This window comes from Paenibacillus chartarius (assembly GCF_042432825.1).
Taxonomy (GTDB): Bacteria; Bacillota; Bacilli; order Paenibacillales; family NBRC-103111; genus Gordoniibacillus; species Gordoniibacillus chartarius.
This window is the reverse complement of sequence record NZ_JBHLWN010000031.1, coordinates 257,282-283,580: the sequence shown is the minus strand read 5'-3', so window position 1 is coordinate 283,580 and position 26,299 is coordinate 257,282. Positions and strand designations below refer to the sequence as shown.

Below are 26,299 nucleotides of genomic sequence, written 5' to 3'. Positions count from 1 at the left end.
ACAAGATAAAAAGAGGATGTTCCTTAGCCATTTTTTCTTAGGGCTTTGGCACAGCCTCTTCTTTTTCGTGTCCGCAGCGACCCTGGAGCAGTCCGTAAAAAAGTGACACGGATCGAAAAAATGTTGGATTTAGGACGTTCGAACGGTTTGCTAGAATGAGGGCATAAGGCGGGGAACGAAAGGAGAGAGACACCGAATGGAAAACAAAGGAAAACCCCTGCTGCAGCTCATTCGCCGCGACCAATGGCTGCTTCTCATGTTTTTGCCGATTTTCCTGTACTATTTCATTTTTTGCTATTTGCCGATGCCGGGGGTGTTGATGGCCTTTAAGAACTTCACGCCGGGGCACGGCCTGTTCGGCGGGGACTGGGTGGGCCTGAAGTGGTTCGAGCAGTTTGTGAACTCGAGATACTTTTTCCGGCTGCTGCGAAATACGTTCCTGCTGGCCTTTTACCCGCTGCTGTTCGGATTTTGGATCCCGATATTATTCGCGGTCTGCGTAGTGGAAATCCGTAACGGTCTGTTCAAGCGGTTCGCCCAGACGGTGACGTATCTTCCGCACTTCATTTCAACCGTCGTCATCGCCGGGATGATCATCAACTTCTTGTCCCCGACGGACGGAATCGTCAACGCATGGCTTGTGAAGCTCGGTATGGAAAAAATCAATTTCATGATGGCTCCCGAATGGTTCCGGTCCATCTTCACGGCCTCCGGCATTTGGCAGTCGTTCGGGTTCAGCTCGATCATCTACATCGCCGCGATTATGGGCATCGACCAGGAGATGTACGATTCCGGCAAAATCGACGGCGTGAACAAGTTTCAGGAGCTGTGGCATTTGACGCTGCCGAGCCTGAAGCCGACGATCGTCATTATGCTGCTGCTGTCGATCGGCGGCATTATGAGCGTGAACTTCGAGAAGGTGTATTTGCTGTACAACGGCGCGACGTACGAAACGGCCGACGTCATTTCCACTTATGTGTACCGGCAAGGGATCGAATCGAAAAACTTCAGCTTCGCGACAGCCGTCGGACTGTTCAATTCGGTAATCAGCTTTAGCCTCGTCTATTTGGCAAACTGGCTGAGCCGCCGTTATAACGATATGTCGCTTTGGTAAGCAAGCGAAGGAGGAAGGGAGGGAGAGCCGGTGAATCAGTCATTTGCGGATCGGAGCTACAGCGTATTCGTGCACGCCGTCACGGTGCTGGCCGTCTGCATTACGTTATATCCGTTCATTTATGTGGTCAGCGTTTCCGTAAGCTCGGTCGAGGCGATTAATAACAAGCTGGTCATGCTGCTGCCGGTCGATTTCAGTCTGGACGGCTACAAGATGGTGCTTCAATACCCGGAGCTGTGGCGCGCGTATTACAACACGATTTGGTATACGGTCGTCGGCACGCTGTGCAATATCGCGGCGACATGCCTGGCGGCGTATCCGCTGTCGCGAAAACGATTTTTCCTGCGGAGGAAGCTGAACTTCTACATTGCGTTTACGATGTATTTCTCCGGGGGGCTCATTCCGCTGTATATGATCATTACGGAGCTCGGCCTGTACAACAGTCGTTGGGCGATGATTTTGCCGGTGCTGGTCAGTACGTTCAACGTGATGATCCTGCGGTCGGCGTTCGAGAACATTCCGAATGAAATATTTGAAAGCGCAACCATGGATGGGGCGAAAGATTTTACGATGCTGTTTCGGATCGCCGTTCCGCTGGCGAAGCCGACGCTCGCGGTGCTTACGCTGTATTATGCGGTCGCTCATTGGAACGATTTCTTCAACGCCTTGCTGTATCTGGGCAAGCAGGAGCTGCAGCCGCTTCAAATTTTTTTGCGCCGGGTGCTGATTATGGCCTCGCCGGAAATTATGCAGAAGATGGGCGGAGAGACGGCCGCCAGCGCGCTTGCGGTGTCGACGCTTCAGGTTCGTTACGTGTCCGTCGTCGTCAGCATCGTGCCGATTGTGATGGTGTATCCGTTCATTCAGAAATATTTCGTCAGAGGCATTACGCTCGGAGCCGTGAAAGGCTGATCGCCTATTCCGGATAGCAAATCGGATGTACCAATTATGGGGAGGGCTACAAACATGAAGAAGACGTTTCGCAGTACGGCAAGCATGACGGTGATCGCCGCTGTGCTCGCAGCTTTGGCAAGCGGATGCACCGGGGGCGGAGCCGCAGGCGGTTCCGGCGCCGGCAGTCGGGACACGGGCTCTTCGGGGACGGCGTCGTCCGGGAGCAGCAGCTTTGCGTATACCGGTGCGGGGCCGATTACGGATAAGGCCGGCACGATTAAGATTTTGGCAACGAACTCGTGGTATAACAATGTCGATTTGGCGAAGGCTCCGATCGTGCAGGAAATCGGCAAGCGGGCCGGCGTTACCGTCAATTGGGAGCTGCTTCCGCCGTCTACGTATCAGGATGCAATTAACCCGAGACTTGCCGCCGGCGCGGACTTGCCCGACATCGTGTATCAGATGGACCAGGACCAGACGATGAAAAATATTCAAGGCGGCCTGTTTAAGCCGCTCAACGAGTACATCGATAAATACGGGGTCAATATCAAGAAGCTGTTCGCGCAATATCCGGAGCTGAAGGCGAGCCTGACGACCCCGGACGGGAAAATTTATTATTTGCCGCAGCTGGCCGTCACGAAAAACTATATGCCGCTGTTCATGGTCAACACAAGATGGCTGGAGAAGCTCGGCTTGAAGGAGCCGGCGACGCTGGACGAATTCACGGAGATGCTGCGGAAGATGAAGACGGGCGATCCGAACGGCAACGGGAAGCAGGACGAAATTCCGTTTACGATCGATCCGAAGTTCGTCGGAATGGCGTTCGGCACATCGTTCGGGCTCGATCTGTCCAACAATTTCTACGCGGACAGCAGCGGCAAGGTCCACTATTCCTACTACGAGCCTGCTTATAAAGACTATTTGGCTTACTTGAACGGTTTATATAAGGAAGGCTTGCTCGAATCGGATTTCGCCAGCACGACGTCCGACCAGATTACGTCCAAAATTTCGCAGAACATCAGCGGGGTCACGTTCAACTTCAGCTGGCACCAGTCTATGGTGTACAGCAAGCTGTTCAAGGATTACGACCCGAGCAAGCCGCTCATTAAGGGCATCGCGCCGCTGAAGGGGCCGCAAGGTGAACCATTCTACCTCGGCCGCAATCCGATAACCGGCATCTTCGGCATCTCCAAGGACGCCAAGGATCCGGAGCTTGCGTTCAAATTTCTTGATTATGCCAGCGGCGAAGAGGCGAAGGAGATGTACGTTTGGGGGCTCAAGGGCGAGACGTACGACGTAGTGGACGGGAAGAAGCAGTTTACCGAGAAGGGGAAGGACAACGATTTCCTCCAGAAATTCGGCATCAACCCGCCCAATCTCCCGATCGAACAGTCCGTTGAAGCGACAGACGTGCTCGTCGCTCCGTGGCATGCGAAGCTCGACAAGGAGATGGAGAAATATATCCGCGCTCCGTTCCCGTTCGTTTACGCGCTGCCGGAGGAAGCTTCCAACGAGAATACCGTCATGCCGGACATCGATACGTATGTGAAGGAAATGAACATTAAGTTCATTACGGGCAAAGAGAGCCTTGACAAATTCGACGCTTACCTCAAGACGCTGAAGAGCATGGGGATCGAAGACGTGATTAAGGGCAGACAAGCGCAGTACGACCGGTACAAGGCAGCAAGCAAACAATAAAGTGACGTGCGGACGCATCGGCGCTATGGCGCCGGTGTGTTCCTATGTGTTACCATAGGCTCCGAACAGGTGCTTGACGCAAATAACGACTTGTCAGTCCGTTATCTTGGATGTCCAAGGCTAGCTATGGAGTCGGCCGGCGCCATACAATCATGCCGCCGATCTGGATGGTGTTGTAAACGGTTACGCAAGCGGGAGGACAGCGGGATGAAGAAGGCCTTACTGGGAACTTTGGCGCTAGTGTTGACGACGGCCCTTGTCATGACGACCATCCGTATCGCTTCAACGGACCGCACGACTGCGGAAGGCGCTGACGGCAGCCGGGCGCCGCCGGCATTGCAGCCGGTCACGCTTCGGGTGCTGTTTCCCGGCGACAAGCCCGCCGCGCAGGACGAGGTCACCCGTGCCGTCGAGTCCAGGCTGGCCCGGGACGGCTTGCCGATCAAGCTCGATTTCACCTTCGTTCCGTTCGAGCAATATTGGAACAAGGAATGGCTTCTCGACGCTACCGGAGCATCGTACGACATCGGGCTGACGTCATTTTCCAACTTGCCGGGCTTAGTGTCGAAGAAGGTGCTGGCGCCTCTGGACGATGCGCTGAAGGAATACGGAAAGGACATCTTGCGCAGCACCCCCGATTATGCGATGCAGAGTGTAACCGTGAAAGGGAAAACGTACGGCATTCCGCGTGTGATGCCGATTGCCGAGTTTCAAAGCTTTGTCCAAATTCGGGGCGATCTGCGCAAAAAATACGGCCTGCCGGAGATCGAGACGCTGCAGCAGATGGACGCTTATCTCGAAGCGGTCTATCGCAACGAGCCGGGGATGATACCGTATTTTTACGATTCGGGACGGTTCTTGCTTCGGGAATTCGGCGACGTGGCCTTCTTGGCCGGCAACTATTTGAACTCCCCGGTGTACATCGATCCGGCCGACCCGGAGCTGAAGGTGCGCAATACGTACGAATCCGATTTGTTCCGCAACATTATGCAGAAGCTTCACGAATGGCAGCGCCAAGGGTATACCCCGCGCTCCGTCTCGGCGACGCCGGACATTCCGGACCCGGAGAAGGCTTTCTACGAAGGGAAAATCGCCGCCACCTGGAGCGTCGTGCTGAAGCAGACCGAGCGGATCGACGCCTTCAAGGCAGTTACGCCGAACGGGGAGCTGGAAAACGTGTATTTGCGGCCCGACAAGCCGAAGTATTTGTTTACGGGCTCCGACAACATGCTGTCGGTCTTCTCGACGAGCCGGCATGTGAACGAAGCCGTTGCGCTGATCAATTGGATTCGCAGCAGCCAAGAAAATTACGATTTGTTTACATACGGGATCGAGAACGTTCATTATCAGCTGCGCGGCGATGCGATTTCGTATGAGGGTATCCCTCGGGAACGCCGGTATTTGCCGATCAGCTGGGCCTGGAACGATATTCGGTTCGCAAGGTTCAGCGAGCATATTTCGCCGGAATACGCCGCCGAGCTCAGAAGCTGGGACCGCGAGGCGACGCTTTCGCCGACGCTGGGGTTCGTGCCCGACCTTGCTCCGGTGAAGTCGGAGATGGCGCAGCTGAACGCCGTCATTTCCGAATATTTGCCTCTGCTGTACGACGAAAGGACGGATTGGAGCTCCACCATGAGCGCGTTTCAGGCCAAATTGCACGATGCGGGGATCGAGCACGTCGCCGCCGAGATGCAGAGGCAGTTCGATGCGTTCCGCATGGAGAAAGGTGCCGCGCAGCGCGGCTACAAGTGACTCGCAAAGGAAAGGATGGAGAAAAGTATGGATGGAGCTGTAAAACCGGAGGGTTCGGCCTATTACCCGATGCTGCCCTCGCTGATGCGGAAAGCTTACACCGCGGACAAAAGATTAGGCTTTCAAGCGGACAGCTTGCCGGGGCTCGAAGCGTGGCGCGGCGAGCTGAGAAGCAAGCTGGCGGAGCTGACGGGTCTTGACCGCATGAAAGCATGTGCGCTGGACCCGCAGCACATGGAGGGCCCCGTCCAGCTGGACGGGTACCGCCGGGAGAAGCTGCGGATTCAGACCGAGCAGGACGTCTGGATGCCGTTCTATGTCCTCGTTCCCGACGGCTTGAAGAGCGGCGAAAAGCGGCCGGTCGTCATCGCGGCCCACGGACATGCGGGAGGAGGCAAAGAATCCGTTGCGGGGGTGGTGAGCCATCCCGCTATCCATGCGGCGGTCGATAAGTATTCATACGACTACGGGGTTCAGCTCGTCAGGCAAGGGTATGTTGTCCTATGCCCGGATGCACGCGGCTTCGGCGAGCGGAGGGAATACTGGAAGCAGGGCGATTCGGATAAGCAGGTGATGAGCAGCTCTTGCAATCATTTGAACCATGCCGCGATCTCCATGGGCTATGCGCTGATCGGATTTCTGATCTGGGACCTGCAGCGGTTGATCGATTTCCTTCCTTCCCTGTCTTACGCCGACGCGGACCGGATCGGCTGCAGCGGCTTCTCTGGCGGCGGTATGCAGGCGCTCTGGCTCGCCGCTCTGGACGATCGGGTGCGGGCGACCGTCGTCAGCGGATATTTGAGCGGCTACAAGGATGTGCTGCTGCTCGAAACCCATTGCGGCTGCAACTATGTGCCGCGGCTGTGGGAGTACGCCGACTACGGCGATATCGCTGCGTTGATCGCGCCGCGGCCGCTGCTTGTGGAAAGCGGGGACGACGACCCGAACAGCGGACCGCGCAGGGTCGATAATGTGCGGGAGCAGCTCGACATTACGGGGAAGGCGTACGCGCTGTTCGGCTGCGAAGACCGGCTGGCGCTGGCCGTTCACGAGGGCGGTCACCGCTGGTACGGCGAACGGGTGGCATCATTTTTGAAGGAGGCTTTATGAGGGAGATAACGGTTGCCGCCGATGGAAGCGGCGAATTTACAAGTATACAAGCCGCAGTAGACAGCATTCCGGACGGCTTCACGGACCCGACGGTCATTCGGATCAAGGAAGGCGTCTACAAGGAGAAGCTGGTTGTCGGTAAACCCGCCGTCGCCTTGATCGGGGAGAGCGCGGAGCGGACGATTCTTACTTACGACGATTATGCGCAGAAGACGTTTCCGGACGGAGAGCTTTATCATACGTTCCATTCTTATACGCTGCTCGTCACGGGCGACGATTTTACGGCCGAGCGGATGACGATCGAGAATGCGGCAGGCCCCGGCGAAGCCGTAGGACAGGCGATTGCCGCTTATGTCGATGCGGATCGGGCCGTATTCCGCGAGTGCAGGCTGCTCGGTCATCAGGATACGCTGTTTACCGGACCGCTGCCGCCGGCTCCCCGGGACCGCGCCACCTTTGGCGGCCCGCGGGATGGGGCGCCGAGGCGCCCGGTACGGCAATATTATGAGCGCTGTCATATCGAGGGGGACATCGATTTTATTTTCGGATCGGCAACGGCTGTTTTCGAGCAATGTGACATCGTTTCGAGGCGCGGGGGCTGGATAACGGCGGCCTCGACTCCGCAGGAGGTTCCCTATGGCTATGTATTTCACCGCTGCCGCTTGACAGGAGCCGCCCCTGACCAATCCGTATATTTGGGCCGGCCTTGGCGGAACTATGCAAAGGTTGCCTTCATTGCATGCTGGATGGGAGCGCATATAAAGCCGGATGGCTGGTCTGCGTGGAATGAAAAGGAGAGCGTCCGGGACACGGAGTTCGCGGAATTCGGCTCGCAAGGACCGGGCGCTTACACCGGGAAAGCGCGGGTGGAGTGGTCCCGGCAGCTGACCGCGGATCAAACCGAACGGTACGCCGCATCTCATGTGCTTGCCGGAAGCGACGGGTGGAATCCGGTTAAGCGATGAATAAAAGGGCTGTCGGCGAGGCATAATGCCCGCACCGATAGCCCTTGTTTCTTTAATGGAATCTAGCTTTAGCTCAGCGACGAAGTCGTCGGCTGCTGCTGCAGGGCTTGCTGGGCTTGCTGGATTTGCTGGATTTGCTGGGCTTGCTGGGCTTGCTGCTGTGCCTGCGCTTGCTGTACCGTAGCCGTCAACCCGCTTATCGCACCTGCAGCGCTTGTCAACGCCGATGCTGCAGTACCTGCAGTCTGCATGGTCTGCTGAGCGCCGAACGCCGCCTGGCTCGCTTGCTGCTCGGCCTTCAGCGCTTGCTGAGCTTGTGCGATTTGCTGCTGAGCCTGCTGGATCTGTGCGTTGCTCGCCAGCTCTACTTGCGCAGCTTGGGTAGCCATTTGCTCAGCCTGCTGCGCGGTTTGGAACGCCTGTGTCGCCTGCGCAACAACGGCCTGACCTTGCGTTTGCACCTGCTGAACGGTTTGCTGGGCCTGAGCAGTCGCCTGTTGTACAGCCTGCTGTGCCTGCTGAATCGTCTGCGCCGTTACCTGCGTAGCTTGCTGGGCGGTTTGCTGTGCCTGCTGCTCGATCTTTTTGGCCGCTTGCTGCGTCGCTTGAGCTTGCTGGCCCACCGAAGCCGTTGCGCCAGCCGAAGTCGAAGAAGTCGTTTTGTTCTGTGCCATTGTCCTGATCCCTCCACAAAGTATGATCAAAGCACCTTTAGCTTGTGTAATTGGGGGCCCCTTATGCGGGCGAAAGCCTGCCATGTAATCTCTGCACAATGGCGGTATAGGCTGAGGTAGAGAAGGGCAGGGTTGCTTGTTGGCTTCGCGGCTGTAGGAAGGCCCGGGTAGAAACGGTTTAGGGGGACTCGGCGCTAGCCGCTGCAGAATTGCTTTTTTCATGGCCAAGGTTATGTCATAATGGTAGGAATTGAAGATAGAGGAGCTATGGAGCGAAAATGCAGCAAGTGATTGAGCATGAAGGCGGAGCGATTGTGCAAGTGAAGGTGCCGCTGCCGTTCCCGCTGCGGTGGGTAAACGGGTATGTGGTTAAAGGAAAGAACGGTTTGACGATCATTGATCCGGGCTTGCATACGCCGGAAGCGGAGACGTGCTGGGACGATGCCATGAGGCTGATCGGCTGCACGTATACGGACATCGAACGCATTGTGCTTACGCATTATCATCCGGATCATTACGGTCTTGCCGGGTGGATGCAGGACAGAAGCGGGGGGGCCCCGGTATGGATGTCGGGCGAAGGCGTGCGGCTGGCCCAGTTCCTGTGGGGAGAAGGGACGCCGATGACTCCCGCGCTGACGGCGCTATTCCGCGAGCATGGGATGGATGATGAGCTTTGCGCACAAATCCGGGTGCATATGGATGATTTCGTGCCACTTGTCTCACCGCAGCCGCGAACATCGCTGCTGGAGCCGGGAGACACGGTAAGGCTGGGCGACGACGAGTATACCGCCATCCTTACTCCCGGCCACGCGGCGGGCCATTTGTGTCTGTACCGCGCGGAGGACCGGCGCATCTTCTGCGGCGATCATGTGCTGCCGCAAATATCGCCGAACGTTTCGTGGATGCCGGGGGTTGAGGATAATCCGCTGGACGCATTCTTATCGAGCTTGAAGGAGGTCGCCGGGCTCGACGTTGGCATCGCCTATCCCGGCCACCGGGAGCCGTTTTCCCGGTTTGCGGAACGGGCTCTCGAGCTGGTCGATCACCATCAAGAGCGGCTCGCTTTGATGCTGAGTAAGCTCAGCGTGCCTTGCTCGGCGTTTGCTGTATGCCGCGAGGTGTTCGGGGAACGGCTCACGGTACACCAGCTTCGATTCGCGCTTGCAGAGACGCTGGCCCACCTGGTGTACCTGGAACGCAGCGGGCAGGCCGTGTGCGAACGAAGCGCGAACGGAATATTCATGTTCAGAGCTGCGGCGGCTATCCTGCAGCCGTAGTCTACTCGCTTACCTTTCTGAATTCATGAACCCATACTTTCATGTGCGGCAGCCACGGCATTCCGGGGTGCATCGCGAGGATGCTGTCCCGGTATGCGTCGACGTTCGCATAGCCTTCCTGCCGCGCATGCTCGTCCGTCAGCTCGCCGAGCGACTGACGGTACACCTTTGTAATTTCGAAGCGCTGGCCTTGCAGATCCATGATTTCTCCGACGTCGGCATACCGGCCGTTGCGCCTCGTCGCCGTTTTCAGCCCGTCAAGAACTTTGGAGACTTCCGATTCCTTCGTGACCAGCCGGTCGACGGAGCATGTTTTCGGGGGCAGCTGCCCCTCCGGCTGCAGGTCTTGTATATCGTTCATTAGAATACCTTCTTTCGAATAAGAATTACGGCTCACCATATTATATCCGAACCGTCAGCGATTCCCAAACGGGAGGCTGGAGCTCCGGGGTTATGCTATAATAAGATAAACACCATGAGGGGGCCGGGATCGCCATGAGAAGCTTTCTGAGAGACAAAGCCGAAATATTTCGAGACTTTCGCGAGGAGCTGTTCCGCGCCTACCCGCAAGCCATCTTGGAGGAAGCGGTCGCCAGGCTGCTCGTTGAAGTGAAGGGCATTAAGAAAATCCCGACCGAATCGATCTCCGAGACGCTGCTCGGCGTGCTCAGCAAGACGGAAACGTATAACGTGATGACGACGCTGCTGGAGCTCGACAAAAAGGTTAAGCACGATCCGGAGCTGCTCGCCAGCATGAAGGATCCTTCCTATAACGTTCACCGGACGATGGCGATGTCGATCTGCGGCATGTACGGCAGCGGCGCGATTTCGCTGTTCGGCTTCGTGGACTGCAAGTTTCGCATCTTCTTCCCGCACAAGCGGCCCAAGTTCTTTTTGTCCAAAGGAATATGTGCGATCGTCGCTTCAACGGCCAGCGTCGTTATTTCGGATAATGTAAAGACGGATTATACCGAGTCGAATATTGCGCTGCTGGCTTCCCGCGGCGTGCAGCTCTCGGAAATCGTCGATATCGTCGATTCGCTGCAGCGGCCGTACAATCCCGATATGGATCGGCAGCTGTGCGAGGACCATGTGCTGGGAGTGCTGCGCAAGCAGCAAACGTATCATGCGATCCAGCTCGCGATCAAGATCGATACGGCTGTCGAGCGGGGCGAATTCAGCGCGCAGTACAATCACACGGTAGGGCAAGACGAAGGGCTGTTTGGCGTGGACGAAAGCGTAGCTTCCGCGATCCCGCTGCTGTACGGGACGATTGCCTTGACGAACTTCGGTTATCTGGACAAATCGAAGCCGGGCGTCATTTCCCAATTGGACAGCAACCATGAAGAGGGCGTCTGCAATACGTTCATCGACGACATCGTCTGCGGCATCGCTGCCGCCGCCTGCGGCCGTCTCGCCCACAACAACACGCCGAAATACAGCAAGCCGTTAAAATAAAACGTAAACCGCCGCCGGTCCCCAATAAGAGCCGGCGGTTATTTTTTTTGCAAACATCGATCTTGCCGGTTCTACCTCGGACGAGTCCGTCATAAGCATGTACTACCACGGAACCGAGGAGGAACTAGTCATGAAATTATCGTACAAATGGATTGGTTGGGGCGCTGTAACGGGGGCGATCGTCATTCTCTCTACAGGCTGTTCGCTGCTGGGGTCGGGTAACAAATTGTCCATCGATCCTCCGCCGGCAGGGTACGAAACGTCCGCTAATGCAGGCGGACAAGCGGTCGCCGTTTCGGCGAAGCCGACCGAAGTGAAGGATGCGCAGCAAACGACGGTATATTTGAAGGACTCCTATGGCTTCATCGCTCCGGTTACGCTTGCGCTGCCGAAAACGACAGCCGTAGCGACACAGGCGCTGCAGTATATGGTGGATGGCGGACCGGTCTCCGGATTGCTGCCGGAAGGCTTCACGGCGCCGCTGCCGAAAGGTACGAAGCTGACCATGGATGTGAAAGACAAGATCGCAACCGTCGATTTCTCGAAGGAGTTCGTTGATTATAATCCGCAGGATGAGCGTAAAATGCTCGAAGCGATTACGTGGACGCTGACCGGCTTCCCGGAGATCGAGCAGGTGCAGATCAAGGTGCAGGGAGCCGTCGTTAAGGAAATGCCGCAGGACGGGACGCCGATTGACGAGCCGCTGTCGCGGGCGATGGGCATTAACCTCCAGAAGGGGCAGGGGGTCGATTACGGCCGTTCCACGCCGGTTACGCTGTATTTCCTCAACCAGGAAAATCCGGATTACCACTACTATGTACCGGTTACACGGCTGATCGAGCGTACGGATAATATTGCGAAGGCCGTCGTCGACCAGCTTATTCAAGGCCCGGGCGAATCCGAGAGCAAAGGGCTGATTTCGGCGCTGACATCGACGCTGGAGCTGAAGAGCGACATTAAGATCGATGGCGATGTAGCGACGGTCAACTTCTCGGAGAAGCTGCTGGGCGAAGATCAGAAGGCTCCGGCGGAAGCGCTGCAGGCGGTCGTGCTGTCCCTGACGGAGAACACCGTCGCTTCGAAGGTACAAATCCAGGTGAACGGGAACGTCAAGTTTACGTCAAACGATCAGAAGATATACAGCAGCCCGGTCAGCCGTCCCGATCATCTCAATCCGGTGAAAATGTAAAGACAGCCCGCTTTATTACCGACCGTTTTCGCCGCCATATCAGCCAGCGTCCTGCGATTTTCCCCGGTGCCTTCCGCCGGGAAAGGCGCGGGGCGTTGTTTTATGATCGGCCCGGCAAGTCGATTTTCCGTTCACGCTTTGCTACAATGAGAAAGAACTACAGGACGATGGTACCATTGAGAGGAGAGCAAGCCGTGACGAGAAACGACGGCCGGGCACAGGATCAGCTGCGTCCGATTACGATAACGCCCCATTACAATAAACATGCCGAAGGCTCCGTGCTGATCGAAGCGGGAGACACGAAGGTCATTTGCACCGCTACGCTGGAGGAACGCGTTCCGCCTTTTTTGAAAGGCAAGGGGAGCGGCTGGGTAACCGCCGAGTACTCGATGCTGCCGCGCGCAACGCAAGTCCGTAACCAGCGGGAAGCGGCCAAGGGGAAGCTGGGCGGGCGCACGATGGAAATTCAGCGACTTATCGGCCGCGCGCTGCGCGCCGTCGTCGATTTGGAGGCCCTCGGAGAGCGCACCATCACGTTGGACTGCGACGTCATCCAAGCCGACGGCGGTACGCGGACGACCTCGATTACGGGCGCTTTCATCGCACTCGCGTTTGCGATTGAGAAGCTGTCCAAGGAGCGCAACCTGCCCCGCTACCCGCTGACCGATTTTCTTGCATCCGTCAGCGTCGGTGTCGTGAACGGCAAGCCTTGTCTTGATCTGAACTATGAAGAGGATTCGAGCGCCAAGGTGGATATGAACGTCGTCATGACCGGGGCGGGCAAGTTCGTCGAGGTGCAGGGCACGGGCGAAGAGTCGCCGTTCGACCGCAGCGAGCTCGACGAGCTGCTGCTGCTCGCCGAGCTCGGCATCCAGAGCGCGATCGAAGAGCAGAAGCGGGTGCTCGGTTCGATTACCGAGAAGATCGAAGCGGCCGGGGAAGCGGCGAAGCTGCGGACGCCGTCCGGAAAGAGCGTGCATCATGCGGCCAGAGACTAGCACCATTATTGTCGCAACGAAGAATCGGGGTAAGGCCAAAGAGTTTGCCGCGATGTTCGCGCCGCTGGGCATCGAGGTGCAGACGCTGGCCGACTACCCGGAGCTGCCGGATATCGTCGAGGACGGCGATACGTTCGCCGCTAACGCGCTTATTAAGGCCAGAGCTGTCGTCGACCGTTACGGCATTCCGGCGCTCGCGGACGATTCCGGTCTTTGCGTCGATGCGCTCGGCGGTGCGCCCGGAGTGTATTCGGCACGTTACGCCGGCGAGCCGTCCGACGACTCGGCCAACAATGCGAAGCTGATCGCCGAGCTGCGGCGGCTCGGCAGCCAAGCCGGGACGGACGGTCAGCAGCCGCTGCTGAGCGCAGCGCGCTTCGTTTGCGCTCTTGCCTACGTGGAGCCCGGCGGGCGCGTCCTTCAGGCCGAAGGAGCCTGCGAGGGCTATATCGTGGCCGATGCGCGCGGCTTGCACGGGTTCGGCTACGATCCGCATTTTTATTTACCGGACTTTGGGGCGACGCTGGCCGAGCTTGCGCCGGAGGACAAAAACCGCATCAGTCATAGGGCTAAAGCGCTTCGCCAATTGATCTCGTTCTGGGAGGAGTGAGCTGCATGGAAGCAACGATGCTGGTGACGGGGATAACCGGCAATGTCGGAGAGCATGTCGCCGAACATCTCATCGCCAGAGGCTGCAGCGTACGCGGCGCGGTGACGAATACGGGCAAGGCGGCGCACCGCTGGGGCTCGAAGGCCGAGCTGGTCCGGTTCGATTATTTGGATGAATCGACGTTCGACGATGCGCTGCAGGGCATCAGCGGCTTGTTTCTGATCCGCCCGCCGAGCCTTGCCGATCCGAATCCGATGCTTCCGCTGATCGTGCGCGCCAAAGAACGCGGCGTGAAGCATATCGTGTTCCTGTCGCTGCTCGGCATCGAGCGCAACCCGCTGCCGCCTCATTACCGGATCGAGAAGTACGTGCGCAATTCCGGCATTCCGTTTACGTTCCTGCGTCCGAGCTTCTTTATGCAGAATCTCAATACGATTCACCGCACCGATATTCGGGACCGCGGCGATATTTTCATTCCGGCCGGCAAAGCGCCCGTATCTTTCATAGACGCCCGGGATGTCGGGGAAGCGGCGGCTCTTGCGATGCTGTCTCCGGAGCTCCACGCGAATCGTTCCTATACGCTGACCGGCGCCGAAGCTCTTACCTATGAAGAAGCCGCCGCCATTTTCACCCGGGTGTTGGGCCGCATCGTTACATATTCCAATCCGTCGGCCGGCCAATTCCGCCGAGAGATGGTACGCCGCGGTATGCCCCGCGAACATGTCAACGTCATGATCACTCTTTACTTTACGACAAAGCTCGGCCTTGCCAAGCGGGTCACCCCGGAGCTGGAGCATCTGCTCGGCCGCAAGCCGGCGACGCTTGAACAGTACGTACAAGATTATGCCGACTATTGGCGCTAAACAAACAAAAGCCGTCTCAGCAGCATGCACGCTGGCTGAGACGGCTTTGTGGTTATTTTGCTTAACGAATCGATACTTTGTAGGTCCGAAGCCAATGATCCACTTGGCCTAAATAAGCGAACATCTGCGGACCGTTCATAAGCTGGCCGAACCACGGCAGATTGAAGGTTTCGTCGGTCGACTCCGCGAGGCTGCGAATTTTCGGTACGTCGATGAATTGGTGCAGCGGCGATGCGGAATCGTCGAGAATTTCCAGCACCCATTGGCGAACTGCTGCCGCATAGGCCGGGTTGTGGGTTTTCGGATACGGGCTCTTTTTGCGAGTCAGCACATCGTCCGGCAATATCCCCTTCAAGGCGCGGCGCAGGATGCCCTTCTCGCGGTCGCCGGCCGTCTTGATTTCCCATGGCACGTTCCATACGTACTCGACGAGTCTGTGGTCGCAGAACGGTACGCGGACCTCGAGGCCGACAGCCATGCTCATCCGATCCTTCCGGTCCAGCAGGGTCGGCATGAAGCGCGTGATGTTGAGATACGACATCTCGCGCATCCGGTTTTGCTGCGCCGTCTCGCCGGCAAGGCGCGGCACTTCGCCCAGCGCTTCGCGATAGCGGCGGGATACGTAGTCGGCAGGCTTGATCCAATCCGCAAAATCGGCATTCAGCAAGCCGACGCGGTCGTTCAGCGCCAGCGACCAAGGAAACGTCGAGGCATTCAGCGCATCTTCGCGATGGAACCAAGGGTAACCGCCAAACACTTCGTCCGCCGCCTCGCCGGAAATCGCCACGGTAGCGCCCTTCTTGATCTCGCGGCAAAACAGCAAGAGCGAACCGTCGACATCCGCCATACCCGGCGTATCGCGCGCCAGCACGACGGACTTCAACGATTCTACAAGCTCCGGCGTATCGAACTCGACGTACGTATGATTGGTGCCGAGGAAATCGCTCATCCGCTGAATCCACGGCGCGTCGGCGTTCGGCTGGAAGGCGTTCGCCTTGAAGTGCTTGTCGTTGTCCTTGTAGTCGACGGAGTACGTGTGCAAAACCCCTGTGCCGGTTTCCTTGTAATAATTGGCTGCCAGCGTCGTCAAGGCGGAGGAGTCGAGCCCTCCGGACAGCAGCGTACAGACCGGCACGTCGGAGGCGAGCTGGCGCACTACCGTATCCTGCAGCAGCTCCCGAACTGTCCGCGCAGTTGCATCGATGTCATCCGTATGCGGCTTGCTTTCGAGCTTCCAGTATGCGCGGATACTCGTACCGCTCCGGTCGACGATCATGAAATGGCCCGGCTTCAGTTCGGCCATATTGCGGTAGATGCCGTGCCCCGGCGTTCTTGCCGGTCCAACCGCGAATATTTCCGCCAGTCCCTCGGGGCCGATCTCCGCTTTCATGTCGGGATGCGCCAGTATCGACTTCGGCTCCGAGCCGAACAGGAAGGCGCCGTCCGCCTGCGCATAGAAGAGCGGCTTTACCCCGAGCCGGTCGCGGGCGAGAAACAACGTCTGCTCCGTATCGTCCCAGGCGGCAAACGCAAAAATTCCGTTAAATCGGTCAACGCAAGCGCGGCCCCACTCGATGAAAGCGGCCAGCAGCACTTCCGTATCGCATGTTGTTTTAAAGTGGTGGCCGCGCTGCTCCAGCTCCCTTTTCAATTCAGGAGCGTTATAGAGCTCGCCGTTATAGACGACCGTATACGTAGCGTCCCCCACCTTGCGTACCATCGGCTGGGCCCCGTTCTCCGGGTCCATGACGCTGAGCCGGCGATGCCCGAGAGCGCAGTGCTGCGTAATCCATGTGCCGGAAGCATCCGGTCCGCGTGCCACGAGCGTTTCCGTCATGTTGACGAGAACGGACGGGTACTGTGTCAAGTCTTTTCGCCAATCGATCCATCCCGTGATTCCGCACATTGACGTTCATCCCTTTCCCAGAAGGTGCATTGCACGATGATTTAAGGGTATGCGCATGGCTGGCGGAAAATGTCTGTCCATGCCGTCCGCACCGCAGCCTGAATATTTGCAGGAAGCGAAACGCATAGTAACGGGTACGAGCCGAAGAGAGGGTGACACCGAATGAAGATCGGACTGGCGCTTGGCGGCGGCGGTATTGCCGGCTGTGCTCATCTCGGCGTCTTGATGGCGCTGGAGGAATCGGGCTTCGACATTCATTGCGTTACGGGAACGAGCTCCGGCGCTTTAATCGCCGCTCTGTATGCGTACGGGTATTCCACGCGGCAAATGCTCGGGATGGTGTCCGAAATTACGCCGAAAATGCTGGATTACGATATAGCGGCCGTATTCCGCAAGCTGCTCCGCGGCAATAAGGTGAAGCTGCAGGGCCTCGCGAAAGGGAAAAAGCTGTACGACTTCGTCTTCTCCAAGACGGGAGGCGGGACCGGTGCCGACGCGCAGCGGCCCGCGGCCTTCGTCGCAGCCGATCTCAAAGGCGTGAAGCAGGTCGTATTTGCGACGCAGCCGCTCAGCGGCGAGCTGCCCGGCCGTGAGCAGATTAACGATTTTCGTCTGGCGGACGCCGTCATGGCGAGCTGCTCCATACCGCTGCTCTTTCAGCCGTACCGGTTCGGCGAACGGCTGCTCGTCGACGGCGGCGTCCTGAACAATTGTCCGGTGGAAGAAGCGCGGGCGCTTGGCGCGGACAAGATCATCGCCGTCGATTTGACGAATATCGAGCATCAGGAAACGTCTTACGACTCCATGATCAATATGCTTGGCCGAATCGTGAGCATTCAGCTGTCGATGCAAGTCAAACAGACATGCGCCCAAGCGGACGTGCTGCTTCAGCCGGACGGAGCCGGAAGAGTCGGTATGCTTGATTTTCGCCAAACGACTTCCTGCATCGAAGACGGCTACCGGTATGCCAAGAACAGCATGGGCCGCATCCGCGAAGCGCTGATCCCGGACTTGGAGCTGCCGGCAATGGCCGAGCCAATGGTTCCCTCGCTGGTGCTCCATTAATGAAGTGCTTCCCCGGACACAATATTGAAGCAAAACTATTCTTCTGAGGGAGGGCTTCGGATGGACAGCCATTTTATCAGCAAGCTGCACGACAAACAGGTGAAAGCGCAGCGCAATCAAGCCGTGTCCGGCAACAAGCACCCTGAGAAAAGGCTTCCGAGCAAGCACTAAAGCGGAATAGATTTTGCATGGAAAAGCCTGCCGCGTCGAGTTGACGGGCAGGCTTTGTTACGCCATATTTCCCTATGCGAATTGAGCTTCCGGGGTCATCCCATAATAAGCGGACTGCGCTTCGAAGCGCTTCTTCACTGTTTGTCCGGACGCTGAGTGGCCTTCTCCGCCCTGCGCATATAGTCGTCATAGCGCCCGTCGATTTCTTCGGCCATGCTCCGGTATTTGCGGGTTTCCTCTACAATGGGGTCGGTTGCCGCGGTTATGCGGATTTCATAACGCGGACGCAGCCGCTCCCGTGCGGCTTCCTCGGGCTCCTCCGCGGACAGCTTTTCTTCGCTTAACGTCTCCAGCATGCGTGCTTCCAGCTGATCTTTTTCATCCATACTCGGCTTCCCCTTTCGTTTCGTCCTGCCTGTAGTTTACATCGGGAAGGGGCGGTTTACACATGGGCCGCGGCAAAAATTGCATATACTACCGAGGTATGTCGACTATTTGAGAAGGAGGTCGAGTCAAGTGGATGCTAAGAAACGCACGGACAACCCGGCGATGGACGAAATCTCGGAGCTGGGGACGACGCAAGCGGGCAATGTCAACCTGCACAAAACGCGCGATTCCAAGCAAACGGTTGAAGAGCCTTTCTCCGGTCCGGGGATCACGGATCCCCGCACATCCGACTGAGAATAAAACCGCCCCTCGGGGCGGTTTATTCATTTTGGAGATGATTCAAAAACAGGTTTGGGTGTTCCGCTGCAAAACGTACGTTCAACGGACGCAAGTTTCGTCAAAAAAACCTAGCCGCTGCCGGCTAGGTTGTTCATCATTCGCAGTATGTAAAATGAAACGCGTCCCAGGAGGGACTCGAACCCCCGACAACTCGCTTAGAAGGCGAGTGCTCTATCCAGCTGAGCTACTGGGACAGGACGCGTTGGAGCGGGTGATGGGAATCGAACCCACGCCGCCAGCTTGGGAAGCTGGAGTTCTACCATTGAACTACACCCGCATTTTTGATGCGTTGACTACTATAGCATACGCCAGCGAGAAAATCAACATGTCATTTGGGCGGGGTTTTGCTTTCTCGTCTCGAATCCGGTACACTGATTGGCAATGTACGCGTTCTTGATGCTTGTCCCATCAAGACCCGGGAGGTGGAAGGTTGGAACCGACATCCAATAACGTGATCTTGCTTCCGGCAACAATTGCTCATTATGAACGGGAATTAACCAAATATTTAGAAGCGGAGCGGTACGAGGAAGCCGTTCGCCTGCTGCAATTCCTCAGCTCTTGCGAAGGCGGCGGGCCGGCTAAAGAGGAAGAATGGCTCGCGCTGCTCAGCTGGCTTCAGACGATGTTTCCCGAGACGGGATTTGCCGGTGCGGAAAGCTCCGGCACGGATAGCGCCGAAGACGCGGAAGACGAGGAGCAATTCGTTAGGCAGTACGTCGCAAACCGCAGCGGCGGCGATCGCTCCTATGGGCTGCAGCTGATCGAACTGCTGCGTGCCTCGGCTTCGCCGGAGCGGCAGCTGATGGCGCTGGAGCAGCTAACATTCACGGATACGGAGGAAGGCGATGCGGTGATTTTGGACTGGCTGGCGGAGACGGAAGCGCATCCGATGGTGCAGTTTAAGGCGCTGCAAACGCTTAAGAAACGAGGCGTCAAGGGAGCGGCCCGGTTCCCGAAGCTCGGCGCCGTTCATAGCGTTGACATCGAGGAAACGCCGGGCAGCCTGGACGAGTTCCCGGAGCCTGTCCGCGACATTATTTCGAGGGTCGAAGAGATCAGCGACATCGGATTGCCGGATTTTCCTTATTTCGCCCGGCAAACCTGGCTGGAGTTTCTGGCCTACAGCTACGGTACCGAGCTCTACAAGACGATTGTCCGAGCGGATAAGGAAGGAGCCGTCGACGCATGGGCGGCGGCGCTGCACAGGCTGTTGCTGGAGACAGTATTCGGAGAAGCCGATACGGCGGAACTTGCCGAATTGTACGGGATCACCGCGGTGCTGCAGACGCACTGGGACGAGGCCTACAAGGAGCTTAAGAGGTTCAGCCGTATCATGCTGCCCGTTTTGCCGGGCCGTTATTGAAATCGGAATGTTTTGTGATATACTATAATGGTTATAATTATGGCAAAACGATCGGACAAGCCGAACGCATAGCCTCAGCACGTGAATCCATGTCAGTGTACAATTTTTGGAGGGGAAAGCATAAAATGAAAGCAACTTGGGAAAAGATAGAGAAGAACGTAGGGGTCCTCGAGGTCGAAGTAGACGAGGCGCAGGTCGCTTCCGCTCTGGATAAAGCGTTCAAGAAAGTCGTAGCTCGCGTAAACGTACCGGGCTTCCGTAAAGGTAAAGTGCCGCGTCAAATGTTCGAGCGCCGCTTCGGTGTGGAGAGCTTGTACCAGGACGCGATCGATATTATTTTGCCGGAAGCTTACGTACAAGCGGTTGAAGAAGCGGGCATCGAGCCGGTCGACCGTCCTGAAGTGGACATCGAGCAGTTCGCAAAGGGCCAGCCGATGAAGTTCAAGGCGAAGGTCGTTGTGAAGCCGGAAGTTTCGCTGGGCGAATACAAAGGCCTTGAAGTAGCTGCCCAGGACAGCGAAGTGTCCGACGAGGACGTAGCGGCTGAGCTGAGTCGTCAGCAGCAGCGCCACGCCGAGTTGACAGCGGTTGAAGAAGGCGCGGCTCAGAACGGCGACGTAACGGTCATCGATTTCGAAGGCTTTGTGAACGGCGAAGCGTTCGAAGGCGGCAAAGCGGAGAAGTATTCCCTGGAGCTCGGTTCCGGTTCGTTCATCCCTGGCTTCGAAGACCAAGTGGTCGGCATGCAGAAGGGTGAAGAGAAGGATATCGAAGTAACGTTCCCGGAAGCTTACCACTCCGAAGAGCTGAAGGGCAAGGCGGCGACCTTCAAAGTGAAGCTTCACGACATCAAGCGCAAGGTGCTGCCTGAGCTGGACGACGAGTTCGCGAAGGACGTATCGGAATTCGATACGCTGGACGAGTATAAGCAGGACATCAAGAGCCGGCTGGCAGATCGCAAGAAGGAAAGCGCGCAAACCGCACTGGAGACGGAAGTCGTTGAGAAGGCTGCCGCTAACGCTGATGTGGAAATTCCGGCTGCCATGATCGAAACCGAAATCGGTCAAATGCTGCGCGAATTCGAGCGCCGTATTCGTTCGCAAGGCATGACGCTGGACCTGTACTATCAGTTCTCCGGCCAGAACGAAGAAGCTCTGAAGGAACAAATGCGCGGCGACGCAGAAAAGCGCGTCCGCAACAATCTCGTGCTTGAGGCGATTGCCAAGGCGGAAAACATTGAAGCTTCGGATGCGGACGTTGACGCGGAGATTCAAAAAATCGCCGACAGCATGCAGCGTTCGGTAGAGGAAATCCGCGCGGTTGTCGAAGCGAACGGCAACATCGAAGGCCTGAAGCAAGACATCGTCGCACGCAAGACGGTTGACTTCCTTGTTGCGAACGCCAAGCAAGTCTAAGCATAAGGAATAAAAAAGGGTACAAGGCACGTATGCATAAGCGCGTGCCTTTGTTTTACCCTGCTGCATCCCCTGAATATGACATTGGGTCATAAATCTGTTACAATGATTGAAGCAACGAAGCAAGCTATGCAAAGGAGTTGGTACCATGAGTCTTATCCCTATGGTAGTGGAGCAAGAGGCCCGCGGCGAGCGTTCCTACGACATTTATTCGCGGTTGTTGAAGGATAGAATTATCTTCATCGGAAGCGCCATTGACGATGACGTGGCCAACCTTGTCATTGCCCAACTCTTGTTCTTGGCGGCTCAAGACGCCGACAAGGATATCAGTTTGTATATCAACTCGCCCGGCGGTTCGGTTACGGCGGGATTAGGCATTTACGATACGATGCAGTTCATCAAGCCGGACGTATCGACCATTTGCGTCGGTATGGCTGCAAGCATGGGCTCCTTGCTGTTAACGGCCGGGGCCAAAGGCAAGCGCTTCGCGCTGCCGAACAGCGAAGTTATGATTCACCAGCCGCTCGGCGGTGTTCGCGGGCAAGCCGCAGACATTAAGATTCACGCCGATTGGATTATCAAGACGAAAGAAAAGCTCAACAATATTTACGTTCATCATACGTCTCAGCCTTACGAGAAGATCGAGCGCGACACCGACCGCGACAACTTCATGAGCGCCGAAGAGGCTAAGGCATACGGTTTGATCGACGAGGTCATCACTAGAGACCAATTGATTAAGGGGTGATCCGATGTTTAAATTCAACGATGAAAAAGGTCAGCTGAAGTGCTCGTTCTGCGGTAAGTCGCAGGATCAAGTTCGTAAGCTGGTGGCCGGTCCCGGCGTATATATTTGCGACGAATGTATCGAGCTGTGCACGGAAATCGTCGAAGAGGAGCTCGGTCACGAGGAAGAGCTCGATCTGAAGGACGTTCCGAAGCCGAAAGAAATTCGCGGCATTCTCGACCAGTATGTCATCGGTCAGGATCAAGCGAAGAAGTCGCTTTCCGTTGCTGTATACAATCACTACAAACGCATTAATTCCCAAAGCAAGCTGGAGGACGTCGAGCTGCAGAAGTCCAACATCCTTCTGCTCGGACCGACAGGCAGCGGTAAGACGCTGCTGGCGCAGACACTGGCGAAGATTCTCAACGTTCCGTTTGCCATTGCCGACGCAACGTCGCTCACCGAAGCCGGCTATGTCGGCGAAGACGTCGAGAACATTTTGCTGAAGCTGATTCAAGCTGCCGACTACGATGTGGAGAAGGCCGAGCGCGGCATCATTTACATCGACGAGATCGATAAAGTAGCCCGCAAGTCCGAGAACCCTTCAATTACTCGCGACGTATCGGGCGAAGGCGTACAGCAGGCGCTCCTGAAAATTTTGGAGGGCACGGTTGCATCCGTTCCTCCTCAAGGCGGCCGCAAGCATCCGCATCAGGAATTCATCCAGATCGACACGACGAACATTCTGTTCATCTGCGGCGGTGCGTTCGACGGTCTGGAACAAATTATCAAGCGCCGGATCGGTAAGAAGGTCATCGGCTTCTCGATGGACGGCTCGAAGACGGATCTCAAGCCGGGCGAATATTTGTCGATGGTATTGCCGGAGGATCTGCTGAAATTCGGCTTGATTCCGGAATTCGTCGGCCGTCTGCCGGTCATTTCGACGCTGGAGCCGCTCGACGAAGCTGCACTCGTCCGCATCTTGACCGAGCCGCGCAACGCGCTTGTGAAGCAGTATCAGAAGCTGCTCGAAATGGACAACGTCGCGCTGGAATTCAACAGCGAAGCGCTTGACGCCATTGCGAAGGAAGCGATTAAGCGCAATACCGGAGCCCGCGGACTGCGCGCCATTATCGAGAAGATCATGCTCGATGTCATGTTTGAAGTTCCTTCCCGCACGGACGTTACCAATTGCGTCGTAACGAAGGAAGTCGTCAACGACTCCATCGCGCCGGTGCTTGGTACGAAAGACGAGAAGGCTGGCGGTAAGAAGAAGGAAGAGTCCGCTTAAGGTTTAAACAAAGCAGCATAACAACGAATATATAAATTCCGACAGCCTCCAATCTGCCTGGCGCTTGCAGCGCTGGCGGAGCGGAGGATGTTTGGGTTCATGGGAGAGATCAACCGATGTTCCATCGTACTGAGACGAGGCCGGTCCGTGTAGGTGACCTCACGATCGGAGGAAGCAACGACGTAATTATCCAAAGCATGTGCACGACGAAGACGGCGGATGTCAAAGCGACGGTTGCGGAAATTTTGCGGCTGGAGGAAGCGGGTTGTCAAATCGTACGAGTTACGGTGAACAATCAGGAAGCGGCGGACGCCATCAAGGAAATCAAGAAGCAAATTCATATTCCTTTGGTTGCGGACATTCACTTCGATCATCGGCTCGCTCTTGCTGCGATTGAGAACGGCATCGACAAGGTTCGGATCAATCCCGGCAATATCGGCCGCCGAGAGAAGGTGGAGGCGGTCGTCAAAGCTTGCAAGGAACGGGGGATTCCGATTCGAATCGGGGTGAACGCCGGTTCGCTTGAGAATCACCTGCTGGAGAAATACGGCTATCCGACTCCGGAGGCGATGGTGGAAAGCGCTCTGTTCCATATTAACATTTTGGAAGAGCTTGATTTTCATGACATTATCGTTTCGCTCAAGGCTTCCGACGTTCCTATGGCGATCGCCGCCTATACGAAAGCCGCTGCGGCGTTCAACTATCCGCTGCACCTTGGCATCACGGAGGCCGGCACGCTGTTCTCGGGTACGGTAAAAAGTGCGGCAGGCATCGGTACGCTGCTCCATATGGGCATCGGCTCGACCGTACGCATTTCGCTCAGCGCCGATCCGGTGGAAGAAGTGAAGGTGGCCCGCGAGCTGCTCAAGACGTTCGGCTTAATTACGAACGCGGCGACGCTTGTATCGTGTCCGACGTGCGGACGGCTGGATATCGATCTCTTCTCGATCGCTAACGAGGTAGAGGAATACATCTCGAAGATCAAGGTGCCGATCAAGGTATCCGTATTGGGCTGTGCCGTCAACGGGCCGGGCGAAGCGCGCGAGGCGGACATCGGCATTGCCGGCGCCCGCGGTGAAGGAATGCTGTTCCGTTATGGGGAGATGGTGCGCAAGGTGCCGGAGGCCGATCTGCTGAACGAGCTGAAGAAAGAGATTGACAACATTGTCAAGGCTTACGAAGAAACCGGCGTCATTCCCGGGCGCAAGCATTAATATTAGGAACATGAACCGCTGATCGGAAGATCGGCGGTTTTTTTACGTGTGAGCTCTGATCCGCATTCCTGCATAAACCCTCTGTTGTTGACGAATACATAACGTTATGAACTATACGACAAGGGGAGGATGGGCATGAGAGGCTTGAAAAGGCTGACTGCAGCACTGCTGATGACAGCGGCAATAGCCGCAGAAGGCAGCGGGATCGTAATGGCAAAGGCGCTTCCGCAGGACACGGAGCTGCCCCCGGAAGGGGCGGCCATACCGAAGAAGCAGGTAGCGGTCGTGATCGACGATTTCGGCAACGGGATGAAAGGGACCAAGGAGATGCTGGAGCTCCCGATTCCGTTTACAGCAGCGGTCATGCCGTTTCTGCCGACGACGAAGAGCGACGCGGAGCTGGCCCATAAGATGGGGAAACCGGTCTTCTTGCATATGCCGATGGAGCCGCGCAAAGGCAAGCGCAGCTGGCTCGGGCCGGGGGCCATTACGATGGATCTCAGCGATGAAGAAGTACGGCAAAGAATCGAGGCGGCAATCGATGATATTCCTTACGTGGAAGGAATCAACAATCATATGGGCTCCAAAGTGACAGCCAGCGAGCGCATGATGCGAGTAATTCTCACGGTATGCAAAGAACGGGGGCTCGTCTATCTCGACAGTAAGACAAACGATAAAAGCGTAGCAGGCAAAATCGCCAAAGAGCTCGGAGTCAAGTATGCGGAGAACGAGCTGTTTTTGGATGATGTCTATACGGCGAAACACGTGAGCGGCCAAGTGGCGAAGCTGCGTAAAAAATTGAAAGAGAAGGACGACTGTATTATTATCGGACATGTCGGACCTCCGGGGCCCGTCACGGCGGAAGTGCTGAAGCAATCGATCCCTGAGCTGCAGAAGAACGTTACGTTTGTTCCCGTCACGAAATTGACGAAATCTTAAAGGGTAGCGGGATTATTCCCCGCTACCCTTCGTTTTGGAGCCGCAGCAGCGCTTGTTCAATGGCTGACGCCAAAGCGGCCAGCAGCATGTCCTGCTGCTTCGGATCGGTCAGGATCGCCCGGTCCCCTCCGTTGGTCAAGTAGCCCAGCTCGGCGATGACGGTCGGCCGCATGGAATGGTTGAGCAAATAGTAGCTTTTGCCCAGCACGGGCTGCGTTCCCGTGCCATAGAAGCGATTCAGCGCTTCCTGCAGCAGCGCGGCAGCCTGCCTGCTGGCCTCCGATCGCTGATGGATGATGAGCGGACCGCGCTTGGAGGAGCTTCTTGCGACGTTAAGATGAATACTGACGACGAGGCGGGGCTGCAAGGCGTTAATCAGTCCCGTTCGCTGCGCCAAGTCGCGTTTGTGCCGGCTTGGAATGCGAAGCCACCGGTTCTCCTCGCTTAACGCGTAATCGCCGGTCCGATTCAGAACGGCATGAACTCCCTTGCCGGAAAGTAACGTATACAGCTTGACGGCAAGCTTCAGATTGATGTCTTTCTCGAGAAGGCTGCCGTAGACGGCTCCGCCGTCGACTCCTCCGTGTCCGGCATCGATAATGACATCGACAGGCGGCAGGGAAGGCAGGCCGGACGCTTTCACATCGGGTGCCGCCGGCACAGCGGGAGCTGCCGCCGTTACACCGGATAGCATAGAAATAACGAACAACAGCGCGAAGAACATGGCCCGAACAATCATCCGAAGCCATCATCTCCTTTCGTCATGGAGTCGGTTTTGCCTAATAGCGTCTGCTTCCTTCCGGTTATCATGCATGGCCCTGCCAAAGTTTGTTGCGCGGTTCGGGTTAGCCGGAACTTTCCAAGGAAATACTAGAAGAAAACC

At 56.7% G+C, this 26,299-nt stretch carries 26 protein-coding genes and 2 tRNA genes; 21 read left to right on the top strand and 7 right to left on the bottom strand.

What is annotated here, in order from left to right; genetic code table 11:
* The first annotated feature begins 196 nt into the window (after positions 1-196).
* The 6 genes from ACFFK0_RS09320 (at position 197) to ACFFK0_RS09295 (ending at position 7,533) form a co-directional block, all read left to right on the top strand.
* On the top strand, positions 197-1,114 hold the full coding sequence (locus tag ACFFK0_RS09320; RefSeq protein WP_377469865.1) for an ABC transporter permease: 918 nt from the start codon (positions 197-199) through the stop codon (positions 1,112-1,114).
* A gap of 30 nt (positions 1,115-1,144) precedes the next feature.
* Positions 1,145-2,026: a carbohydrate ABC transporter permease gene (locus ACFFK0_RS09315; RefSeq protein ID WP_377469864.1), complete on the top strand. Its 882-nt coding sequence runs from the start codon at positions 1,145-1,147 to the stop codon at positions 2,024-2,026.
* A gap of 54 nt (positions 2,027-2,080) precedes the next feature.
* Positions 2,081-3,706, top strand: coding sequence for an extracellular solute-binding protein (locus ACFFK0_RS09310; protein WP_377469863.1), 1,626 nt, complete (start codon positions 2,081-2,083; stop codon positions 3,704-3,706).
* A gap of 207 nt (positions 3,707-3,913) precedes the next feature.
* Positions 3,914-5,458, top strand: a complete 1,545-nt coding sequence (locus ACFFK0_RS09305) for an ABC transporter substrate-binding protein (RefSeq protein ID WP_377469862.1) — start codon at positions 3,914-3,916, stop codon at positions 5,456-5,458.
* Between the two features lie 27 nt (positions 5,459-5,485).
* Positions 5,486-6,568, top strand: coding sequence for an alpha/beta hydrolase family protein (locus tag ACFFK0_RS09300; RefSeq protein WP_377469861.1), 1,083 nt, complete (start codon positions 5,486-5,488; stop codon positions 6,566-6,568).
* Positions 6,565-7,533, top strand: a complete 969-nt coding sequence (locus tag ACFFK0_RS09295) for a pectinesterase family protein (RefSeq protein ID WP_377469860.1) — start codon at positions 6,565-6,567, stop codon at positions 7,531-7,533. The genes ACFFK0_RS09300 and ACFFK0_RS09295 overlap by 4 nt, the downstream gene beginning before the upstream one ends.
* Positions 7,534-7,601: 68 nt before the next feature.
* On the opposite strand, the gene ACFFK0_RS09290 is transcribed toward ACFFK0_RS09295, so the two are convergent.
* A complete protein-coding gene (locus ACFFK0_RS09290; protein ID WP_377469859.1) occupies positions 7,602-8,207 on the bottom strand; it encodes a hypothetical protein in 606 nt (201 codons plus the stop codon).
* Positions 8,208-8,485: 278 nt separating this feature from the next.
* Between ACFFK0_RS09290 and ACFFK0_RS09285 the strand changes: the two genes are divergently transcribed.
* Complete coding sequence (locus ACFFK0_RS09285; RefSeq protein WP_377469858.1) at positions 8,486-9,484, top strand: MBL fold metallo-hydrolase; 999 nt, start codon at positions 8,486-8,488, stop codon at positions 9,482-9,484.
* A 1-nt stretch (position 9,485) separates the two neighbouring features.
* Here the strand turns inward: ACFFK0_RS09285 and ACFFK0_RS09280 are convergent, their stop codons facing one another.
* A complete protein-coding gene (locus ACFFK0_RS09280) occupies positions 9,486-9,845 on the bottom strand; it encodes an ASCH domain-containing protein (RefSeq protein WP_377469857.1) in 360 nt (119 codons plus the stop codon).
* Positions 9,846-9,979: 134 nt separating this feature from the next.
* Here ACFFK0_RS09280 and ACFFK0_RS09275 point away from each other — a divergent pair, with 134 nt between their 5' ends.
* The 5 genes from ACFFK0_RS09275 (at position 9,980) to ACFFK0_RS09255 (ending at position 14,602) form a co-directional block, all read left to right on the top strand.
* Positions 9,980-10,942: a phosphatidylglycerophosphatase A family protein gene (locus ACFFK0_RS09275; RefSeq protein ID WP_377469855.1), complete on the top strand. Its 963-nt coding sequence runs from the start codon at positions 9,980-9,982 to the stop codon at positions 10,940-10,942.
* A gap of 130 nt (positions 10,943-11,072) precedes the next feature.
* The gene (locus ACFFK0_RS09270) at positions 11,073-12,131 is read left to right on the top strand and encodes a GerMN domain-containing protein (RefSeq protein WP_377469854.1); all 1,059 of its coding nucleotides are present in this window, start codon (positions 11,073-11,075) and stop codon (positions 12,129-12,131) included.
* Between the two features lie 194 nt (positions 12,132-12,325).
* Positions 12,326-13,129, top strand: a complete 804-nt coding sequence (rph, locus tag ACFFK0_RS09265; protein WP_377469853.1) for a ribonuclease PH — start codon at positions 12,326-12,328, stop codon at positions 13,127-13,129.
* Entirely contained in the window at positions 13,113-13,739 is a 627-nt protein-coding gene (locus tag ACFFK0_RS09260; RefSeq protein ID WP_377469852.1) for an XTP/dITP diphosphatase, read from the top strand. Before rph ends, ACFFK0_RS09260 begins: the two co-directional genes overlap by 17 nt.
* 5 nt (positions 13,740-13,744) lie before the next feature.
* A complete protein-coding gene (locus ACFFK0_RS09255) occupies positions 13,745-14,602 on the top strand; it encodes an SDR family oxidoreductase (RefSeq protein WP_377469851.1) in 858 nt (285 codons plus the stop codon).
* A 61-nt stretch (positions 14,603-14,663) separates the two neighbouring features.
* Here ACFFK0_RS09255 and asnB read toward each other — a convergent pair whose 3' ends face one another.
* Positions 14,664-16,508, bottom strand: coding sequence for an asparagine synthase (glutamine-hydrolyzing) (gene asnB, locus ACFFK0_RS09250; RefSeq protein ID WP_377469849.1), 1,845 nt, complete (start codon positions 16,506-16,508; stop codon positions 14,664-14,666).
* A gap of 162 nt (positions 16,509-16,670) precedes the next feature.
* Here asnB and ACFFK0_RS09245 point away from each other — a divergent pair, with 162 nt between their 5' ends.
* Positions 16,671-17,573: a patatin-like phospholipase family protein gene (locus ACFFK0_RS09245; RefSeq protein WP_377469848.1), complete on the top strand. Its 903-nt coding sequence runs from the start codon at positions 16,671-16,673 to the stop codon at positions 17,571-17,573.
* 60 nt (positions 17,574-17,633) lie between these two features.
* Positions 17,634-17,744 (top strand): DUF4023 family protein, encoded by a 111-nt coding sequence (locus ACFFK0_RS09240; RefSeq protein WP_377469847.1) that lies wholly within the window; start codon positions 17,634-17,636, stop codon positions 17,742-17,744.
* A gap of 134 nt (positions 17,745-17,878) precedes the next feature.
* On the opposite strand, the gene ACFFK0_RS09235 is transcribed toward ACFFK0_RS09240, so the two are convergent.
* Entirely contained in the window at positions 17,879-18,130 is a 252-nt protein-coding gene (locus ACFFK0_RS09235) for a hypothetical protein (RefSeq protein ID WP_377469845.1), read from the bottom strand.
* 130 nt (positions 18,131-18,260) lie between these two features.
* Here ACFFK0_RS09235 and ACFFK0_RS09230 point away from each other — a divergent pair, with 130 nt between their 5' ends.
* Positions 18,261-18,425, top strand: coding sequence for a hypothetical protein (locus ACFFK0_RS09230; RefSeq protein ID WP_377469844.1), 165 nt, complete (start codon positions 18,261-18,263; stop codon positions 18,423-18,425).
* 165 nt (positions 18,426-18,590) lie between these two features.
* Here the strand turns inward: ACFFK0_RS09230 and ACFFK0_RS09225 are convergent.
* Together ACFFK0_RS09225 and ACFFK0_RS09220 are read right to left on the bottom strand one after the other, a co-directional pair.
* Positions 18,591-18,664: transfer RNA gene (locus ACFFK0_RS09225), tRNA-Arg, on the bottom strand.
* A gap of 9 nt (positions 18,665-18,673) precedes the next feature.
* Positions 18,674-18,747 (bottom strand) — tRNA-Gly (locus tag ACFFK0_RS09220).
* A gap of 153 nt (positions 18,748-18,900) precedes the next feature.
* Between ACFFK0_RS09220 and ACFFK0_RS09215 the strand changes: the two genes are divergently transcribed.
* The 6 genes from ACFFK0_RS09215 (at position 18,901) to ACFFK0_RS09190 (ending at position 25,416) form a co-directional block, all read left to right on the top strand.
* Positions 18,901-19,833 (top strand): hypothetical protein, encoded by a 933-nt coding sequence (locus tag ACFFK0_RS09215; RefSeq protein WP_377469843.1) that lies wholly within the window; start codon positions 18,901-18,903, stop codon positions 19,831-19,833.
* A 125-nt stretch (positions 19,834-19,958) separates the two neighbouring features.
* Positions 19,959-21,248 (top strand): trigger factor, encoded by a 1,290-nt coding sequence (tig, locus tag ACFFK0_RS09210; protein WP_377469842.1) that lies wholly within the window; start codon positions 19,959-19,961, stop codon positions 21,246-21,248.
* 148 nt (positions 21,249-21,396) lie between these two features.
* Positions 21,397-21,993 (top strand): ATP-dependent Clp endopeptidase proteolytic subunit ClpP, encoded by a 597-nt coding sequence (clpP, locus tag ACFFK0_RS09205; protein WP_377469841.1) that lies wholly within the window; start codon positions 21,397-21,399, stop codon positions 21,991-21,993.
* A gap of 4 nt (positions 21,994-21,997) precedes the next feature.
* Positions 21,998-23,263, top strand: coding sequence for an ATP-dependent protease ATP-binding subunit ClpX (gene clpX / locus ACFFK0_RS09200; protein ID WP_377469840.1), 1,266 nt, complete (start codon positions 21,998-22,000; stop codon positions 23,261-23,263).
* A 116-nt stretch (positions 23,264-23,379) separates the two neighbouring features.
* Positions 23,380-24,477: a flavodoxin-dependent (E)-4-hydroxy-3-methylbut-2-enyl-diphosphate synthase gene (gene ispG, locus ACFFK0_RS09195; protein WP_377469839.1), complete on the top strand. Its 1,098-nt coding sequence runs from the start codon at positions 23,380-23,382 to the stop codon at positions 24,475-24,477.
* A gap of 210 nt (positions 24,478-24,687) precedes the next feature.
* Positions 24,688-25,416 (top strand): divergent polysaccharide deacetylase family protein, encoded by a 729-nt coding sequence (locus ACFFK0_RS09190; RefSeq protein WP_377469955.1) that lies wholly within the window; start codon positions 24,688-24,690, stop codon positions 25,414-25,416.
* A 22-nt stretch (positions 25,417-25,438) separates the two neighbouring features.
* Here the strand turns inward: ACFFK0_RS09190 and ACFFK0_RS09185 are convergent, their stop codons facing one another.
* Positions 25,439-26,155, bottom strand: coding sequence for an N-acetylmuramoyl-L-alanine amidase family protein (locus tag ACFFK0_RS09185; RefSeq protein WP_377469838.1), 717 nt, complete (start codon positions 26,153-26,155; stop codon positions 25,439-25,441).
* Positions 26,156-26,299: the final 144 nt, after the last annotated feature.

Coding starts and splice junctions, on each gene's coding strand:
- ACFFK0_RS09185 (WP_377469838.1), bottom strand. CDS start 26,155: ATGATTGTTCGGGCCATGTTCTTCGCGCTGTTGTTCGTTATTTCTATG.
- clpX (WP_377469840.1), top strand. CDS start 21,998: ATGTTTAAATTCAACGATGAAAAAGGTCAGCTGAAGTGCTCGTTCTGC.
- ACFFK0_RS09270 (WP_377469854.1), top strand. CDS start 11,073: ATGAAATTATCGTACAAATGGATTGGTTGGGGCGCTGTAACGGGGGCG.
- ACFFK0_RS09260 (WP_377469852.1), top strand. CDS start 13,113: ATGCGGCCAGAGACTAGCACCATTATTGTCGCAACGAAGAATCGGGGT.
- ACFFK0_RS09245 (WP_377469848.1), top strand. CDS start 16,671: ATGAAGATCGGACTGGCGCTTGGCGGCGGCGGTATTGCCGGCTGTGCT.
- ACFFK0_RS09235 (WP_377469845.1), bottom strand. CDS start 18,130: ATGGATGAAAAAGATCAGCTGGAAGCACGCATGCTGGAGACGTTAAGC.
- clpP (WP_377469841.1), top strand. CDS start 21,397: ATGAGTCTTATCCCTATGGTAGTGGAGCAAGAGGCCCGCGGCGAGCGT.
- ACFFK0_RS09290 (WP_377469859.1), bottom strand. CDS start 8,207: ATGGCACAGAACAAAACGACTTCTTCGACTTCGGCTGGCGCAACGGCT.
- ACFFK0_RS09320 (WP_377469865.1), top strand. CDS start 197: ATGGAAAACAAAGGAAAACCCCTGCTGCAGCTCATTCGCCGCGACCAA.
- ACFFK0_RS09255 (WP_377469851.1), top strand. CDS start 13,745: ATGGAAGCAACGATGCTGGTGACGGGGATAACCGGCAATGTCGGAGAG.
- ACFFK0_RS09305 (WP_377469862.1), top strand. CDS start 3,914: ATGAAGAAGGCCTTACTGGGAACTTTGGCGCTAGTGTTGACGACGGCC.
- ACFFK0_RS09190 (WP_377469955.1), top strand. CDS start 24,688: ATGGCAAAGGCGCTTCCGCAGGACACGGAGCTGCCCCCGGAAGGGGCG.
- ACFFK0_RS09280 (WP_377469857.1), bottom strand. CDS start 9,845: ATGAACGATATACAAGACCTGCAGCCGGAGGGGCAGCTGCCCCCGAAA.
- ACFFK0_RS09300 (WP_377469861.1), top strand. CDS start 5,486: ATGGATGGAGCTGTAAAACCGGAGGGTTCGGCCTATTACCCGATGCTG.
- ispG (WP_377469839.1), top strand. CDS start 23,380: ATGTTCCATCGTACTGAGACGAGGCCGGTCCGTGTAGGTGACCTCACG.
- ACFFK0_RS09240 (WP_377469847.1), top strand. CDS start 17,634: ATGGACAGCCATTTTATCAGCAAGCTGCACGACAAACAGGTGAAAGCG.
- ACFFK0_RS09285 (WP_377469858.1), top strand. CDS start 8,486: ATGCAGCAAGTGATTGAGCATGAAGGCGGAGCGATTGTGCAAGTGAAG.
- asnB (WP_377469849.1), bottom strand. CDS start 16,508: ATGTGCGGAATCACGGGATGGATCGATTGGCGAAAAGACTTGACACAG.
- ACFFK0_RS09275 (WP_377469855.1), top strand. CDS start 9,980: ATGAGAAGCTTTCTGAGAGACAAAGCCGAAATATTTCGAGACTTTCGC.
- ACFFK0_RS09310 (WP_377469863.1), top strand. CDS start 2,081: ATGAAGAAGACGTTTCGCAGTACGGCAAGCATGACGGTGATCGCCGCT.
- ACFFK0_RS09295 (WP_377469860.1), top strand. CDS start 6,565: ATGAGGGAGATAACGGTTGCCGCCGATGGAAGCGGCGAATTTACAAGT.
- tig (WP_377469842.1), top strand. CDS start 19,959: ATGAAAGCAACTTGGGAAAAGATAGAGAAGAACGTAGGGGTCCTCGAG.